This is a genomic window from Priestia sp. 40, assembly GCF_049368575.1.
In the GTDB taxonomy this organism is placed as follows: Bacteria; Bacillota; Bacilli; order Bacillales; family Bacillaceae_H; genus Priestia; species Priestia zanthoxyli.
The window spans coordinates 625,860-642,253 of record NZ_JBMPZA010000005.1 but is presented as its reverse complement, the minus strand read 5'-3'; the positions used below and the strand labels follow the sequence as shown (position 1 = coordinate 642,253).

18 protein-coding genes, 2 pseudogenes and 1 other annotated feature are annotated in these 16,394 nt (G+C 39.0%); of the genes and pseudogenes, 15 read left to right on the top strand and 5 right to left on the bottom strand.

What is annotated here, in order from left to right; translation table 11 throughout:
* Positions 1–15 precede the first annotated feature (15 nt).
* The gene (locus tag ACO1DI_RS04415; protein ID WP_208732946.1) at positions 16–414 is read right to left on the bottom strand and encodes a GNAT family N-acetyltransferase; all 399 of its coding nucleotides are present in this window, start codon (positions 412–414) and stop codon (positions 16–18) included.
* A gap of 112 nt (positions 415–526) precedes the next feature.
* Here ACO1DI_RS04415 and ACO1DI_RS04410 point away from each other — a divergent pair, with 112 nt between their 5' ends.
* Together ACO1DI_RS04410 and ACO1DI_RS04405 are read left to right on the top strand one after the other, a co-directional pair.
* Positions 527–1,936: a PLP-dependent aminotransferase family protein gene (locus ACO1DI_RS04410; RefSeq protein ID WP_423145122.1), complete on the top strand. Its 1,410-nt coding sequence runs from the start codon at positions 527–529 to the stop codon at positions 1,934–1,936.
* A 22-nt stretch (positions 1,937–1,958) separates the two neighbouring features.
* The gene (locus ACO1DI_RS04405; protein WP_014458614.1) at positions 1,959–2,468 is read left to right on the top strand and encodes a hypothetical protein; all 510 of its coding nucleotides are present in this window, start codon (positions 1,959–1,961) and stop codon (positions 2,466–2,468) included.
* A 51-nt stretch (positions 2,469–2,519) separates the two neighbouring features.
* Here ACO1DI_RS04405 and ACO1DI_RS04400 read toward each other — a convergent pair whose 3' ends face one another.
* Positions 2,520–3,239, bottom strand: a complete 720-nt coding sequence (locus tag ACO1DI_RS04400; protein ID WP_140451047.1) for a poly-gamma-glutamate hydrolase family protein — start codon at positions 3,237–3,239, stop codon at positions 2,520–2,522.
* Positions 3,240–3,294: 55 nt separating this feature from the next.
* Positions 3,295–3,393 (bottom strand): annotated as a pseudogene (locus ACO1DI_RS04395) (class I SAM-dependent methyltransferase); the annotation flags it as partial.
* A gap of 105 nt (positions 3,394–3,498) precedes the next feature.
* Between ACO1DI_RS04395 and ACO1DI_RS04390 the strand changes: the two are divergent.
* The 4 genes and pseudogenes from ACO1DI_RS04390 (at position 3,499) to ACO1DI_RS04375 (ending at position 5,694) form a co-directional block, all read left to right on the top strand.
* The gene (locus ACO1DI_RS04390) at positions 3,499–4,161 is read left to right on the top strand and encodes an MgtC/SapB family protein (RefSeq protein ID WP_014458617.1); all 663 of its coding nucleotides are present in this window, start codon (positions 3,499–3,501) and stop codon (positions 4,159–4,161) included.
* 76 nt (positions 4,162–4,237) lie between these two features.
* Positions 4,238–4,435: pseudogene (locus ACO1DI_RS04385) on the top strand (hypothetical protein); the annotation flags it as partial.
* Positions 4,436–4,485: 50 nt separating this feature from the next.
* Entirely contained in the window at positions 4,486–5,127 is a 642-nt protein-coding gene (locus ACO1DI_RS04380) for an NAD(P)-dependent oxidoreductase (protein WP_116739418.1), read from the top strand.
* 72 nt (positions 5,128–5,199) lie between these two features.
* Positions 5,200–5,694, top strand: coding sequence for a GNAT family N-acetyltransferase (locus tag ACO1DI_RS04375; RefSeq protein ID WP_371906177.1), 495 nt, complete (start codon positions 5,200–5,202; stop codon positions 5,692–5,694).
* Between the two features lie 21 nt (positions 5,695–5,715).
* On the opposite strand, the gene ACO1DI_RS04370 is transcribed toward ACO1DI_RS04375, so the two are convergent.
* Positions 5,716–6,465, bottom strand: coding sequence for a sulfite exporter TauE/SafE family protein (locus tag ACO1DI_RS04370; RefSeq protein WP_016765247.1), 750 nt, complete (start codon positions 6,463–6,465; stop codon positions 5,716–5,718).
* A 155-nt stretch (positions 6,466–6,620) separates the two neighbouring features.
* Here ACO1DI_RS04370 and ACO1DI_RS04365 point away from each other — a divergent pair, with 155 nt between their 5' ends.
* The 4 genes from ACO1DI_RS04365 to ACO1DI_RS04350 all read left to right on the top strand — a co-directional run bounded on the left by ACO1DI_RS04365 (position 6,621) and on the right by ACO1DI_RS04350 (position 10,200).
* On the top strand, positions 6,621–7,520 hold the full coding sequence (locus ACO1DI_RS04365) for a LysR family transcriptional regulator (RefSeq protein WP_014458621.1): 900 nt from the start codon (positions 6,621–6,623) through the stop codon (positions 7,518–7,520).
* Complete coding sequence (locus tag ACO1DI_RS04360) at positions 7,517–8,155, top strand: hypothetical protein (protein WP_423145121.1); 639 nt, start codon at positions 7,517–7,519, stop codon at positions 8,153–8,155. Before ACO1DI_RS04365 ends, ACO1DI_RS04360 begins: the two co-directional genes overlap by 4 nt.
* Before the next feature lie 120 nt (positions 8,156–8,275).
* Positions 8,276–8,842: a TetR/AcrR family transcriptional regulator gene (locus tag ACO1DI_RS04355; protein ID WP_014458623.1), complete on the top strand. Its 567-nt coding sequence runs from the start codon at positions 8,276–8,278 to the stop codon at positions 8,840–8,842.
* Positions 8,843–8,973: 131 nt separating this feature from the next.
* Positions 8,974–10,200, top strand: a complete 1,227-nt coding sequence (locus ACO1DI_RS04350; RefSeq protein WP_042991952.1) for a DUF819 domain-containing protein — start codon at positions 8,974–8,976, stop codon at positions 10,198–10,200.
* 42 nt (positions 10,201–10,242) lie between these two features.
* Here ACO1DI_RS04350 and ACO1DI_RS04345 read toward each other — a convergent pair whose 3' ends face one another.
* Positions 10,243–11,613, bottom strand: coding sequence for an amino acid permease (locus ACO1DI_RS04345; protein WP_014458625.1), 1,371 nt, complete (start codon positions 11,611–11,613; stop codon positions 10,243–10,245).
* A gap of 67 nt (positions 11,614–11,680) precedes the next feature.
* Positions 11,681–11,912, bottom strand: a binding site (T-box leader).
* A 237-nt stretch (positions 11,913–12,149) separates the two neighbouring features.
* On the opposite strand from ACO1DI_RS04345, the gene ACO1DI_RS04340 reads away from it, so the two are divergent.
* The 5 genes from ACO1DI_RS04340 (at position 12,150) to ACO1DI_RS04320 (ending at position 16,100) form a co-directional block, all read left to right on the top strand.
* Entirely contained in the window at positions 12,150–13,034 is an 885-nt protein-coding gene (locus ACO1DI_RS04340; protein ID WP_115654756.1) for a DUF4405 domain-containing protein, read from the top strand.
* A 109-nt stretch (positions 13,035–13,143) separates the two neighbouring features.
* Positions 13,144–13,329: a Fur-regulated basic protein FbpA gene (locus ACO1DI_RS04335; RefSeq protein WP_033580328.1), complete on the top strand. Its 186-nt coding sequence runs from the start codon at positions 13,144–13,146 to the stop codon at positions 13,327–13,329.
* 194 nt (positions 13,330–13,523) lie between these two features.
* Positions 13,524–14,651 (top strand): NADH-dependent flavin oxidoreductase, encoded by a 1,128-nt coding sequence (locus ACO1DI_RS04330; RefSeq protein WP_423145120.1) that lies wholly within the window; start codon positions 13,524–13,526, stop codon positions 14,649–14,651.
* Between the two features lie 151 nt (positions 14,652–14,802).
* Positions 14,803–15,702 carry a DMT family transporter gene (locus tag ACO1DI_RS04325; protein ID WP_115654754.1) on the top strand — a complete coding sequence of 300 codons (900 nt, stop codon included), beginning with the start codon at positions 14,803–14,805 and terminating at the stop codon, positions 15,700–15,702.
* Positions 15,703–15,746: 44 nt separating this feature from the next.
* Entirely contained in the window at positions 15,747–16,100 is a 354-nt protein-coding gene (locus ACO1DI_RS04320) for a cupin domain-containing protein (protein ID WP_140451049.1), read from the top strand.
* The last annotated feature ends 294 nt before the right edge of the window (positions 16,101–16,394 follow it).

Genomic DNA, 16,394 nt, shown 5'->3' with positions numbered 1-16,394 from the left:
CTCCTTTCTTTGCGTCTACCGAATTCTTTCAATCTTAAACCCATTATCAATTTGATGAAAACCGACTTTTGGATAGTAGTTCATAGCAGAAGGAGCGGAAAGTAATATCAGCGCGGTTTCTTCACCGATTTCTGATTGAACGTGTTTGAGGAGCTGTGTGCCGATTCCTTGATTTTGATAATCTTTTACGACAGCTAAATCCGATAAATAGCAGCAGTAGCTAAAATCTGTTAACGCTCTGGCTATACCAATGAGTTCGCTGTCGCTCCAAGCGGTAACAGTAAGAGAAGCGTGATCAAGCATTCTTTGAATCCGATCAAGATCTTGTGCAGGACGTTTAATACCTGAATGTACAAACACTTCAGCGGCTTGTTCCGCACGGATTGAAACGTTGGTTTTATACGTGATAGTCATTGCGTCATCTCCTTGATTTATAAGATATAGTCCAGTATATGAATAACCTGAACTGAGAGTAAGTGTCAGAAACAGCAAATTTAATAGTATCAGTTAGAAAGGAAAGACCACTATGTTAGAGTTAATGCCTTTGCTTGATAAAAGAAAAGCAGATCCCTTGTACATGCAGCTTTATACTTACATAAAGAAACAAATTCAAAAAGGTACCATTCAGCCTCATGAAAAACTGCCTTCCAAACGAAAGCTAGCTCTTCATTTAAGCATTAGCCAAAATACGGTTGAAGCGGCTTATGTACAGTTAGAAACTGAAGGCTATATCGAGATACTAGCCAGGAAAGGAGCATTTGTAAAAGAGATAAAAAATGAAGTTGTGCTTCAAGAACAGCCTCCCGTCTATGTCTCTTTACCGCAAGAAGAACGGAAATCAACTGTCATTGACTTTAGCCATGGAAAGGTAGATATGGAAAAGTTTCCGTATAACACGTGGAAAAAGCTAACGGTTCAAACTATTTATCATGATGAAAGCCAGCTCTTTTATAGCGGACATCCACAGGGCGAACTGCTGCTTCGTCAAGAAATTGCAACGTATCTTTATCATTCAAGAGGAGTGCGCTGCACAGCGGAGCAAATTGTGATAGGTGCAGGTACGCAGTATCTTATGTGGCTGCTGTCTGTCATCTTGGGGAAAGAAAAAATAATTGGATTCGAAAATCCAGGTTTTCACCGGACGAGGCACGTTTTTCAAGAACAAGGCATGTCAGTTATCCCTATTTCTCTCGATAATTCTGGCTTAAAAGTGAAGGAACTGAAAGAAAGCGGAGCGGGTGCGGTGTATATTACGCCGTCTCATCAATTTCCTATTGGTATGGTCATGCCCATAGCAAGAAGACTTGAACTACTAGAGTGGGCGGTAGAAACGAATGGCTATATCATAGAAGATGACTATGACGGAGAATTTCGCTATAAAGGAAAACCGATTCCGGCCCTTCAAGGATTAGATCAAGACGATCGTGTTATTTATACGGGTACGTTTTCAAAGTCGTTGATGCCTTCTCTTCGAATAAGTTATGCCGTGCTGCCACACCGGCTTCGTAAAAGCTATGTGAAGCACTGTGGACTTTTTAAACAGCCTGTTTCAAGGCTTCATCAGCATACGCTTTTTCTGTTTATGAAAGAAGGGCACTGGGAGCGTCACTTGAATAAAATGAGAACAGCATACCGTAAAAAACAAGCGCTGCTGCTAGATTGCTTGACTGCTACTATGGGGGAACGTGTAGATGTTATTGGAGAACATTCTGGATTGCATATTCTTCTTGAGGTAAAAAATGGAATGAGTGAGCAGAAACTAATAGAAGCAGCTGCCAAGCAAGGGGTAACGATTTATCCAACATCTATTTATTATCATAGTGCCGGTGACAACACCACGCCCTATGTATTGCTTGGATTTGCCGGACTGTCTAATGAAGAAATAAAAACAGGTGTAAACCTGCTGTTTAAAGCTTGGTTTGAACAGCAGGATTGAGAGATACGCTAGGGGGATTTCTATGAAAGTAAAGCGGAAATTATTTGGCTTATGGACAGGAGAGCTTACGGCAGCTTTAGTGTTTGCTGCGCTGTGGGTAGGGTACTTAAATGAGTTTCCTCATCTAGGTTTTTACTTAACAACATTTTCTAGTGTGTATGCTTTTATCATACTTGAGTTTATCTTGTTTCAAGGAAGCTTATACTGGTTTATGAAATGGAGGCGAGTGAGCCGAAAAGAAGATTCTCATTTGCCCTCCAGCTACATTCAATTGTTTCTGCTTTTTAAAAAACTGAATATAATTCTTCTTGCGTTAGGTTTAGGTGTACTCATTTACCACTGTGTGCAGTTAGGGGTTAAGGGACTTGCTTTTTTTCTAGGCCTTTACGCGTTTGTTTGGATTGAATATATTAACTACTATGTGATTAGACTTTCTTATCAAAGTCCAAGTGAAATCAAAGAGTTTTTTGAGCAAAAAGGCTTTAAGCGGTCTATTTTAGCAAGAGAAATAGATAAAAACCAGCGCGTTTGATTATACAGACTGCGCTGGCTTTTTTGTCTGGAAATCGAGAATTTTTGAAAATTAGTGGATCTGTAGGTAAAGGAAAGTTTGATAGGAAGAGGATGCTTCTTGTAAGGAAGATACGAATGTATAAAAAAGAGGTGTTACATTCATGCGATTGTTTCTTGACCAGTCATGGTTTGCGAAAAATGATTTTCTTAGTTCGGCTGTGAGTTCAAGCTGCACGCCGGCTTTTAACAGGTTATCGTTCACAATATTTTGTTCGCTTGTTCCCGCTATGTTAGAAGGAGCGTCACGGACGGTAAAGCCGTGTTTGCGCAGTGATTGCTTCACCAGCTCTTTATAAAGCTGATTTTTTCCGCCTACATATACGATAGGCTGACTCCCGCTATAGCCGTGAATCGTCATGACGGACATACTTTGCTGAGCCATTCCTCTAGCAATCGGTTCATCAAAGTTTTCTGAGGTTATGTGCAGAACCCCGTTGTTGCTTGATTTGATGCCTTCGAATAAATAATAAGAAGCGGAAAAGCGATCAGCGAGTTCTTTGGCAACTTCTGATGTACCTGGTTCAATTCCGCCGCCGTGAATGGCCATGATGGATAAGTAGCTAAAGCGCTGCTCGTAGCGAATGTCGTAGTCTTGGTGAAGAATTTCGTGCTGCTGCAGTTCTGCATAAGAGGAGTAATAGTCACCGCTTGCATAAGAGGGAGGGAAAATCAAAAAGCAGTACATCAGAGACAACAAAATGCTTGTACTCCATTTGAATACACGGTTCATTAATAATCACCTCTATTTATTCTATGATAAATAGAGGTGATTATTAATTTTTTCGCTTTTTGATAAAATGCCAGTTTACTTGAAACTCAATAGGCTCGCGTTCTAATCTCCCCCACTCATCAAATCTGCTGTAATAATCGATAACTTTATCCACTTTGATTAGCCTCCACTTTAAAAATTAGTTATAGTAAATTATAACAAAAATAGAAATAGTTAATAGGTGCATTTATGAAAAAGTGAAGAGAAAGGAGGGAAAAAAGTGACCGCAGCTTTTATTAGTCGTCTCGCGCTATCAGGTTTTTTAGGAGCTTTAGTTGGTTTAGAAAGAGAGTTTAGAGCTAAAGAAGCGGGTTTCCGCACTCATTTTTTAGTTGCTGTCGGCAGCACGCTGATTATGTTAATTTCGAAATACGGCTTTTCAGACGTGCTTCATCAAGATCATATGGCTCTTGATCCCAGCCGGATTGCAGCTCAAGTAGTAAGTGGTATTGGTTTTTTAGGAGCAGGTATGATTATTATTCAAAAGCAGCATATTAGAGGGCTCACCACAGCCGCAGGCGTATGGGCCACTTCGGGAATTGGTTTAACCATTGGGGCGGGTATGTATACAGTCGGCATTAGTGCAACTGTACTGGTGCTGATTGGCTTAGAAATATTGAACGTCATGTTTACATCTCTTTCTACTCATTCCCTTTTAATTAAGTTTGGTGCAGCGGATCAAGAGAATATTTATGAGCTGCTTGATAAGATTGAAAAAGAAAATATTATGATTTCATCCTATGAAATTCACCAAGATCATCATCAAGGAGAACTGTTTTATTTCGTTGAAATAAAAGGAAAGGCAAAAAAGAAACGAAATAAAATAGAATTGATTAAATCGATTCACTCTATGGCTCACGTGTTATTTATTGAAATTGAATAAGCACTCATTTATTTTTTCAAAAGAGAATGGTAGATTTCGTGTATGTAGGTGCTTCTAGCGGTTGATTGGAGGGTAAGGCGAAGACTCCTGCGGGAAAAGCGGAACAGGTGAGACCCCACAGGAGCGTAAGTGACGAGGAGGCTCAGCAGCCGCCCGCGGAAAGCGAAGCCTTGCACTGAAATCAACCGCGGTGTTAAAAGTAATCCATACTAACTCATTTATCCAATTTGTTCTCTCTATCTTGCTTAAACCGTTTTGCTGTGTTTTATCATAGCAAAAAAAGGCTATTACCTAAATATAGAGAATTTTACTGGAGGTTATAAAATGAAAATTGGAGTTGTAGGTGCTACAGGAAAAGCAGGAAGTTTTATCGTGAAAGAAGCTTTAAACCGCGGGCATGATGTAACGGCAATTGTACGTGATGCGAGCAAAGTAGATGAACGAGATGTTCGAACACTGGAAAAAGACATCTTCAATATCACGGCAAAAGATATCGAAGGCTTGGATGCAGTAGTGAATGCGTTTGGAGCTCCTGAAGGAAAAGAACATCTGCATGTAGAAGCGGGGCAGTCGTTAATTCATGTATTTAAACAAGCTCCGGACGTTCGTCTTCTTGTTGTAGGAGGAGCAGGCAGTTTGTTTGTTGATGAGGAGAAAACGACGCGTCTAGCAGATACGCCTGATTTTCCAAAAGAGTATAAAGCGACAGCTGACAACCAAGCTCAAAATTTAAAAGACTTAGAAAGTACAAGCGATATTAATTGGACGTTTATTAGCCCAGCAGCATTTTTTAATCCTTCAGGAAAACGAACGGATGCTTATAAAACAGGGAAAGATCATGTTATTTTAAACTCAGAAGGAAACAGCCATGTTAGCTATGCTGATTACGCGATTGCAGTCATTGATGAAATTGAGCGAGGAGAGCATGTAAACGAACGCTTTACCGTTGTATCCGACGCTAGATAAAAGAAAAGCCGCTTTATGCGGCTTTTTTTGTGCATGATATACTATGGAAAAAGAAAAGGAGTCCAGCAGAAAATGGAGAATAAAGAAAACGTAGCACTAACGTTTTATAGTGAAGCCTACGAGTCATCTATACATAGCTATACGCTGCCTGAAGAGCAGCTCATTTATACAGCACTTCCCGCTGAAGCCTTAGCTAGGTGTGAGCAGGAAAGAGACAGAACGCCCGTTTTGATTGTGGCAGAAAACAAACTAGCCGGCTTTTTCGTGCTCGACGCAGGGGAAGCCGTTAAAGAATATACCGAGAGCTCCGGCGCGCTTTTAATACGGTCGTATTCCATTCATCCTGATTATCAAGGAAATGGGATTGGAAAAAAGTCATTAAAGCTTCTTCCTTCTTTTATCAAAAAGCACTTTCCGACTAAAAATGAAGTGGTGCTAGGGGTGAACCATAAAAACACGGCGGGGCAGCATCTGTATAAACGAAGCGGCTTTGTTTATACAAACCGGCATATTTTTGGAAGCCAAGGAAAGCAGTTTGTTTATCAGATGGACATAAAAAAAGCTTGAACAAGAGTTCAAGCTTTTTTCTTATATAACAAGTAGGAAGCTAGAGCAAATAGGCAGTGCTACAAGTGACGTTTTTAATACGGGAGCAGGGACGCGATTTGTGAATTTTGCTCCAATATATGAACCGACCATTGTGCCGACTACTACTTGGATCAACAGTGGAATATCTAAAAAGCCCTGCTGATAATAGCCCATTCCTCCGCCGATGGCAATTGGAATAATAACGAGCATTGTCGTTCCGGCCGACTGGCGAATAGACAAGCCTAACACCATCATAAGGCCAAGCTGGATAAATGGAGTTGATCCAATTCCAAACATTCCGGACAGAGCGCCGGTAATTAAGCCAATTAGTAAAGAGTAGACGACAAATTTAGCTCCTGTTGGAACAGTACGTTCTTTTTGCTGACGGGAAAATAAGAACATTCGTAGCCAAAGCAAAACACCAGATAGTAAAAGCATGCCGGCTGTTAGCCATTTTAGCTCGCCTTCTGGGATAAAGGATGAAAGATTAGACCCAATCCAAGCGCCTAATGCACCGAGGATACCAACAGAGATACCGGATTTTAAAGATACGTTACCTTCGCGGTAATGACTGACTGCGCCAGATAAAGAAGAGAAAATCATTGCGGTAAGAGCGGTTGCAAGAGCAACGTGTACAGATACGCCGTACAGCAGCGTTAAAATTGAAATAATAAAACCTGATCCGCCTGCTCCGACAAATCCTAAGATCAGTCCGACGGCTAACATTGTTAAAACAATTGAAACATCCATAAACTAATTCCTTCTTTCAACACTTATTCTATGCAGACACATAACATTTTTAGCAAGTGCTACGTTCTTCATTTAAACATGAATTTTTTATGACGTCCAATGTATAATTTATATGAAATTGATAGTATTATGTAATAAGTAAAGGATGTGAAAAAATGGAATGGCAGCAGCTCGAATATTTTAATGTTGTAGCTCAAACGGAACATTTCACAAAGGCCGCAGAAAAATTATCAATCGCACAGCCTACGCTCAGCCGCTCAATTTCTAAATTAGAATCAGAGCTTGGCGTGCCGCTATTTGAACGAAAAGGAAGGCAAGTTATTTTAAATCGATACGGACGGCTTTTTTACGAACGAACGGCCAAAGTATTAAACGAAATGGAAGAAGCGAAACGTGAGCTTTCGGATTTGATTCATCCTCACCGCGGCAGTATTTCGTTTGCTTTTTTAAAATCATTAGGCGCTTCGTCCGTCCCAAAACTAGTTCATGCTTTTTTACAAGAGTATCCGAACGTTCAATTTCAAATTTTTGAGAACGCCACGAACATCATGCTCGATCAGCTTCAAACGGGGGAAATTGATTTTTGTATGTCTTCTGTAACGGAATCTAGGTCAGGAATTCAGTGGGAATATTTATGGAAAGACGAGCTTTACGCGTATGTCCCTGATACGCATTCTTTTGCCTCAAGGCAAGTGCTTTCGATTTCAGAGTTGGCTCATGAATCGTTTATCGCGTTAAAAAAAGGATATGGAAGCCGAACAATTTTTGATCAGCTGTTTGAAGAGGCCGAGATTATTCCAAATATTACGTTTGAAGGAGAAGAATTTTTAACGGTGATTGGTTTTGTAGCGGCTCATTTAGGGGTTGCCTTGCTTCCTGAAATAAAGGGAGTAGACTTGCGAGGCATTAAAAAAATAAAGCTCAAAGAAGACTCAGCTTCAAGGGTAATTGGGATTGCGTGGAACAAGGATAAATATTTAACTCCTGTTGCGAAAAGGTTCCAGGAATTTTTAATTCAGTATTTTAAAGACCATCATACGGGAGGAAAACGATGAAGAAAATTGCTTGCCTGCACGCTCATCATTCGAACATCTCTTATATAGAAAAAGCGCTGCCGTTTGCGAACTGTATGCATTTCGTAGACCCCGGCCTTGTACATCGGGTAACAACCGACCCTAAGTTGGCAGCGGAGTCAGCAGCTGTAAAAGTAGAGAAGCAGTTAAAGTGGATGGAAGAATGTTCAGCGGATGCCATTTTACTCACGTGTACGAACTACATTGCTCTTTTACCAGAAGCAGTTACAAGCGATATTCCAATTGTGAAAATTGATGAGCCTTATTTTCGCCGAATATGTGAAATAGAAGAACCGCAGCTTATCGTGTTTACAAATCCGGAGACCGTAGAGGGAACAATGAAGCGCCTAGACGAATTTGCATGTTATCAAAATGTAAAGATAAAGGTTCGCCCTGTTGTGATAGAAGGTGCTTTTGAACTAGTAATGACTGGAAACCTAGAGAAGTATAAACAGAAGGTGAAACATGTCTTGCATGAGCTAATAAAAGAGCATAACACTGTTGTTTCAGTGGCGCAGCTCTCGATGGTAGAAGCAGCGGCGGAGGTAAGCGACCGTATTATTACGCCTCTTCAACCGTTAGCGGAAGAAGTAAGAAAAATAATTATTAGGTCATAAGAAATGAAAGAAAGAAAAATAAATGGTAAAATATTCACTTTATTTTGACAAAAATTTCATTTCCCTATATGATAAGTAGTGTTATAGAAACCACTTATTATATAGGGGAGGCATCGTTTTGTGAAGAAAGCAAATGCACGCGATAAGATTTTAGAAACAGCATCGCGGCTTTTTCAGCTGCAAGGCTATCATGCAACAGGATTAAATCAAATTATTAAAGAGAGTGGGTCGCCAAAAGGGTCTCTTTATTATTATTTTCCAAAAGGAAAAGAAGAACTGGCGATTCACGCTGTTCAATATACGAATAAATACGTCCAAGTTCAAATTAGAGAAAGTTTAAATAAATCTTCTGACCCAGCGCAGGCTATTCAGTATTTTATTGAAGAATTGTCCAAGCAGTTTGAACACGAAGAAAGTATTGCTGGTATGCCTGTTGGACTGCTGGCTGGAGAAACGGCGCTTATTAATGAACCGCTGCGCGAAGTCTGCTACGCAGCGTTTCAAGATTGGGAAAAACTTTTTAGAGAAAAAATGATAGAGAGCGGATTTCAAGAGAAGCAAGCAGGAGAGCTTGCAGTTGTAATCAACTGTCTGATAGAAGGCGGTATTTTGCGTTCGTTAACAGAAAAAACAAGCGCTCCTTTGCAGCAGATTCAGCAGCAGATTCCGGTTCTGATTCGCAAATAAAAAAAGCTTTTCACTTTTAGAGTGGAAAGCTTTTTTTTATGGATTGACGGAATTTGGCATATATTGATAAAATTTAAAGGTATATTTTCTGAAAATTCTATTTCTTAAAAAGAGAAAGAAAGGAGTAGCTTGTGATTTTTACTATTATTCAAGCTGATGATACGTGGGCACTATGGGGAATTCTAGCGATTTGGGCTTCTGTTAGTATTTTTCTCGAACAAAAGTATAAGTGGGCTTCTTTTCTGTCAGGAGCTATTATTGCGCTAGCAGGAGCGCTTATCCTATCAAATTTAAAAATTATTCCAACAGAGTCTCCGGTCTATGATGCGGTTTGGGCGTATCTAGTACCGCTTGCCATTCCATTATTGTTATTTCAAGTCAATATGAAAGAATTATTTCAAGAAAGCCGGAAACTGCTTTTTATTTTCTTAATCTGTGCAGTAGGAACGGTCATAGGGAGCACAGCAGGCTTCTTGTTGTTAAAAGATTATATTCCTGAACTAGCAAAAATTGCAGCTGCTATTGGCGCTTCTTATGTAGGTGGAGGGGTTAACTTTGCTACCGTTACGGCCAAATTTGAACCATCAAGTCAAATGGTTTCCGCGACGGTGGTTGCTGATAATATGGTCATGGCTTTACTGTTTGCCGTGTATATGTTTGTTCCTTCTATGAAGTTTTTTAGGAAACATTTTAAGACGCCTCATATTCAAGAAGTAGAGGCCGGGCAATATGGAGAAAATGATCGTCATACGCTTGCAGAAAAATATTGGGCAAAAAAAGAAATTTCGTTAAAAGACGTGGCGGCTTCCATTGGTACATCATTTTTTCTAGTGGTTGTATCTTTTAAATTAGCCGAATGGTTTGGAACAATCATTCCAGCCGGTCCAAATGCTTCCGTAGTTCAAACGTTATTACATACTATTTTGAGCGAAAAATACTTATTGCTTTCCACACTTACGTTTCTTGTCATTTATCTGTTTCCTTCTTATTTTAAAAACATTAGCGGAAGCCAAGAAATCGGCACATACTTCATTTATATTTTCTTTGTTGTCATTGGAGTGCCGGCGTCCATTCCATTAATTGTTGAAAAAGCACCTCTTTTGATTCTATTTGTGCTCATTGTGGGGATGAGTAATTTGATAGTGGGACTGCTTTTAGGAAAAGTATTTAAAATTGATTTAGAGCATATTTTACTGGCGAGCAATGCAACGGTAGGGGGACCTACGACAGCAAGTGCAATGGCGATTGCTAAAGGATGGGGAGGTTTGGTTGGTCCTATCTTGGTAGTAGGAACGCTTGGCTATATTATTGGTAACTATATCGGCTTTGCACTTGGCTATTGGTACTTAACATTTTAAATAAAAAAACGCCTCCTCTGATGACTCAAAGGAGGCGTTTTTTTATTTAGCGTGCTTGACTACTGATGATCGATAAAAGCGGCCTTTAAAGATATACGTAGCTGTAATAAATAAATAGATAGCTAGTGTAATAGTCGTAATAACAACGGAGGTTGTGCAGATAACACCAATTAAAATAGCGCTTAGTGCAATTAGGGCAGCCCACGTCGTATAAGGAAACCATTTAACAGAGTAGCTGCTCGGTGCTTCTGGCTGAACTTTGCGGGATTTTAAGTGTGCGATCGCAATAATCAACCAAATAAACAATACCGTATATCCTAGGGATCCCATCAAATAATCAAATGTTTTACTTCCTGCAAACAAAGAAATCAACACGCCGACATAAAGGGATGATGTACACATTAAAATTGCATAGACAGGAACTTTGTTAACAGAAAGTTTTGAAAATATCTTTGGCACTCGACCGTCTACTGCTTGCGTATATAAAATACGTGATGAACCGTAAAGTCCTGAGTTCATGGAAGAAATAACGGCTAGCAAGATCACGGCATTCATAATATGATCTGCTCCGGGAATTCCGATCATTTTAAATACCATCACAAAAGGACTTTGAGAAACGCCGTTCACTTCATTCCACGGAATTAAGCTCACGATGATAAAAAACGGGAACAGATAAAAAGCAATGATGCGCGTTAATGTGCTGCGCACGGCTTTAGGTACTACTTTTTCAGGGTTTTTTGTTTCAGCTAGCGTTACCCCGATGATTTCAGTTCCACCGTAAGAGTAGATGACAACTAGCATCGCCGTAATTAACCCAGTTGGTCCTTTAGGGAAGAAACCGCCGTGATCGCTTAAATTTGAAAAACCCGATGCGGTATGGTGACCAAATGATACAAATAGTAACAGAAGTCCAGCGATGATAAAGATCACAATAACCGTAATTTTAATCAAAGCTAACCAGTATTCCGTTTCAGCAAATGCTTTAACTGAAAGCAAATTAATGACTGTGACAATAACGGATACACCTAAAGCAAGCATCCAAATTGGATAATCAGGAAGCCAGTACTGAATAAAAATAGCGGCTACAACGGCTTCAGCTGCAATGTTTAACACCCACATTTTCCAGTAAATCCAGTCCAAAAAGTATGCGGGATAGCTTCCTAAAATCGACTGAACTAAATCACGAAACGTTCGTGCTTCACTATTTCGAACCGCCATTTCAGCAAGACCTTGCATGATGAATAGTAAAATAATTCCGCCAATTAAATAGGCAATGATAACTGATGGTCCTGCCATATCAATAGCTGAGCTGCTTCCTTTAAATAAACCAGCGCCAATTGCTCCACCTAGCGCCATCATCATAATATGACGTGAAGTCATTGTTCGCTGCAAACCTTGGTTGTCCTTCTTCATGACTTTTCCCTCCACTTTTTTATAAAATAAAAAAAGCTTATCGTCTCCTACCTCATTATCAAATGAGAGAAGAGACGATAAGCTTTAGCTAACCGCGGTACCACTCTTGTTGGCTCTTAAAGAACCCTGCTTAAAACCTGATAACGAAGGTTAGACGTTAAAACTTAGAGAACACTTCTGCATTCTTTCTGAATTACCACTCCTGGGCGAGTTCAAAGTATTATTGGACTACGTTACACCAACCCGTAGCTCTCTTGACCGAATAATAAGCTTTTACTACTCCCAATCGCTGTGTTTTTGATTAAAATCTGAAAGTTCTTGATGAATAACCATTACTATACGTGCTTCTTTTTTCTTTGTCAACAGCTATTTTTGAAAAAGTAAAAATGATTTCACTCTACTTTTATAGAACTCAGGACTGGTTATTTTGGTAAAAAAATCAGTCGTTTCACCTAATTTTCACCAACTCTGCTTACATTAAGAAATATGAAAAAGGAGTTGTTTTGACAAATACATAGGTGAGGAGAATGAATAGAGTGAAAAAGATGATGTACGTCCGGTTTGGACTGGATCTTTTAATGGCCGTTACGTTTGTTTTGTTTTTTAACAAGCAAGTATTGGGAGGGTTAACGTTTCATGAAATTGCGGGGCTAGCGATTGCCGTCGCCTTTTTTACCCATGTGCTATTAAACTGGCAGTGGGTAAAGAAAGTTACGGTTAAATTATTTGATCGAAAGCTTCCGCGCAGAACAAAGTTCGGTTACTTTTTAAATATCATGCTGTTGATTACGATGTCATTTATTATGATTAGCGGTATTTTTATTTCAAGAGTAGTATTTCCAAATATTAATGTTGGGAACGAACAGTGGTTTAAGGTTTCGCATATTTCTGTATCATTTTTAGTGTTAATTTTAGTAGCCGCTCACATAGGTCTTCATTGGCAATGGGTTATAAATGTATGTAAAAATATAACGAAATTCAAAAAGTCAAAGAAAAGCTTGGGCATAGCAGCTAAGCTCACAACCGCTGCGCTGTTAGTCATTGGCATATACGAAATAAATGAAACGGGTTTTCTTGGAAAACTTGGAGGAGTAGCGAGAGTGCTGAATGTAAGTTCCTCAGATATGCCGCAAAAAGGAGGTGGGAAGCCGGATTTTGATCGCCATTCATTTAGCGAGAACAAATCTTCTGCGACGGCATCTGCTGGTCACGAACGTCCAAACTTTGATCACGATGGCGGAGGTTTTGAAAGAGGGATGAAAGGAAAAGAAGGCGGTTTTGAAAGTCCAAATCCTTTTGTTGTAATCGGTACTTATTTTGCTATTATGTCAGTTTTTATTATTGTTATTTATTATATTGAAAAAATATTAACAGGTGTGAAGAGACGTAAAAAAATAACGGGTCCTGCTGCGGAAATTTAAAATAAAAAATCTTTCTATTTCACCGTTTTTTCATTGTACAGAAGTAAAATCATTTATGTAAAAGCGAATGCTTTGCAAAATTAAAATGAGATAAACTTAGGTGGTGGAAATCGTGAAACAACACACACAGCCTGAAACGGAACATAAGAAAAATTGGTTTATTAATGCGCTATTAAATTTTGGTATTTATAAAAAAGGGAATCGGCACCTATACGAACTGACACTTCAAGAGTTAGAAGCTCAATATGTAAAAGTAAAATCATTTATGTATAATCAGGAACCTCTTTCGCAATGATAAAAAAGCACTCAGTGTATGAGTGCTTTTTTTATATGAGAAAGTCTTATTCTTTGACAGGTAAAACTGTACAGATTAAAATCACAGTATATTTTAAAGTTACAGTTTTAAATGACACATATTATAGGAAGGAAATAGTTTCTACCTATAATATGCCACTATTTTTGACCGTATCATTTTTGGAGGGAAATAAAATGACAAATAAAAAGTATGAGCCGCTTTTACAGCCATTTACTTTTTCAAATGGCATCAAATTAGATAACCGCGTTATTCTTGCGCCTATGACAAATTTTTCATCAAATGAAGATGGAACAGTATCAAATGCAGAAGTAGACTACTATGTACGACGTTCAAAAGGTGTTAGCATGGTCATTACAGCATGTACATACGGAACGCCGAATGGAAAAGGATTTCACGGAGAGTTTGCTGCAGACAGCGATGAAATGATTCCTAGCCTGAGCCGTTTAGCAACAGCAATTAAAGATCAAGGGGCAAAAGCAGTTCTTCAAATTTTCCACGGAGGCCGCATGTGCCCGCCTGAGCTTGTTCCAAATGGGGATATTGTTAGCGCAAGCGCTGTTGCCGCAGAACAAGAAGGAGCACCGGTGCCTCGAGAGTTAACAAATGAAGAAATCGAAGGCATTATCCACGATTTTGGTGAAATGACGCGCCGTGCCATTGAAGCAGGATTTGACGGAGTGGAAATTCACGGAGCAAATAATTATTTAATTCAGCAGTTCTTTTCTCCACATTCTAATCGTCGCGAAGATAAATGGGGTGGCAGCGTAGAAAAACGTTTAACATTCCCACTAGCAATCGTAGACGAAGTAAAACAAGCCGTTTCTAAACATGCAAAAGAGCCATTTTTAGTAGGCTATCGCTTCTCGCCAGAAGAGCCTGAAACGCCTGGAATTACAATGGCTGATACGTTGAAGTTAGTTGATGCACTAGCAGAAAAAGACCTTGATTACCTTCACGTATCGCTAATGGAATTCTGGTCAAAACCGCGCCGAGGCGTGGAAGATACTCGTTCACGTATTGAAATTATTCAAGAGCAAGTAGGAAGTCGCGTTCCTGTGATGGGCGTAGGTTCTATTCATACAGCAGACGAAGCAGCAGCAGCTCTTGAAACGGGTATTCCACTGCTTGCCATTGGCCGTGAATTAATTATGGATCCAGACTGGGTTCAAAAAGTCAAAGAAGGCCGCGAAAATGAAATTGTGACAACATTAAGCAAAAAAGATCAGGAAAAGCTTGTGATTCCTGACCCGCTGTGGCAAGCCGTTATTAACACGCCAGGCTGGTTCCCGGTTGAAGATTAAAAGAAAGACAGAAAAGCGCAAAGACGATGGGACTGATCCCGTGTCTTTGCGCTTTTTGCTTTTTTATAGAATAACGATTTTGAACCATTAATTTACAAATGAACTTCTTTGTGTTTGAATAGTAATAGTTTTCTGAAAGTGAGGTGAAACAATGAAAGCAGGCCCAACGGTAAAGATGATGGTTTCAATGAGTATTTTTGGTTCAATTGGTTTTTTCTCCACACAAACTGGACTGCCTTCTTTTGATTTAGTATTTGTTCGCTGTATTTGTGCAACGCTTTTTCTCGGAATGTGCTGGTTTGTAACGGGTGAATATAAAAGGGAAAAATGGAATGCCAAAGAAATAAAGCAGATTTTACTGTGCGGAATATTTCTTGTGTTTAACTGGGTGTTTCTATTTAAAGCATTTGAAATGATGTCCGTTACGGTAGCTATTTCTATTTATCATCTTGCGCCCGTTTTAGTATTGCTTCTGGGAAGCTTTATGTTTAAGGAGAAATTAACGGTTCTTGGCGTTATGTCTATCTTCATTTGTTTTATAGGAACACTTCTGATTATTGGGGTGAAGGAACTTACGATTGATGGCTTCATGTCGTCAGGAATACTCTGGGCGCTTTTAGCCGCTTTGTTTTATGCATGCACGACGCTGCTCGGAAAAGGAATTATTCATACGAGCGCTTATGCTGTTACATTTCTTCAGACTTTTTTAGGAATCTTTCTATTATTGCCATTTGTTCATTTTAATAATTTTCATTTCCTGACAACGGCCAACTGGACAGCTATTTTAGTAACGGGCTTTGTACATACTGGTTTAGTGTATTATTTGTTTTTTGACAGCCTGCGCTATTTAAAAACTCAGGTGATTTCAGTTCTAGTGTTTTTAGATCCAGCCGTTGCTATTTTATTAGATACAGCATTCACAGGGTTTCGCCCAACGATTCTTCAGCTTGCAGGCATTGTTTTAATCTTTTTAGGCATGATTTTTACCTTAAAGCGAAAACCATCATCAAAAAAAAATATTTCCAATACGAAAGTTCAAAAAAGCATATAGAACTTTCGTAGGTGTTCGTTCATTAAAATAAAGGGGAGCTAGTCATGAAAGTCAGTAAGCAAAACGCAGAACACTACGTGTGGGGAGGAAATTGTGACGGGTGGCATTTAGTGAAAAATAAAGACGTAAGTATTATTCATGAGCGTATGCCTCCTTATACGGAAGAGGTAAGACATTATCACTCAAAAGCACAGCAATTTTTCTTTGTATTAAAAGGAACAGCTTCTCTAGAAGTAGACGGAATTATTTATGATGTAAAAGCACATGAAGGAATAGAAGTGCTTCCGTCCATTCTTCATCAAATGATGAATCGTTCGAGTGAAGAGATTGAGTTTCTTGTTATTTCACAGCCCTTTGCACAAGGAGACCGCATAGCTGTTGATGAAGATAAAGACTAAGCATAGATAAGTCTATTTTTACTAGTCCTAACAGTAAGCGAAGAATACCGTCCAGTACAATAGTACCTTTTCATTCAGTAAGTGAAATATTATGCCTAATAAAATAAAAATACTTTTATTGCAGAGCAGAAATGTGGTAAATTAATATGTATGCAATATAGGGAGAACAAAATTTACAAATTAACAATTGTGTAATATTAACATCATGATAAAAAATAAGAGATTACAAGTTAAAATGTAAATTTTGTAGATGACTAAAAAAAGAGATGAAGATGATATTGTTTGACAAATTGA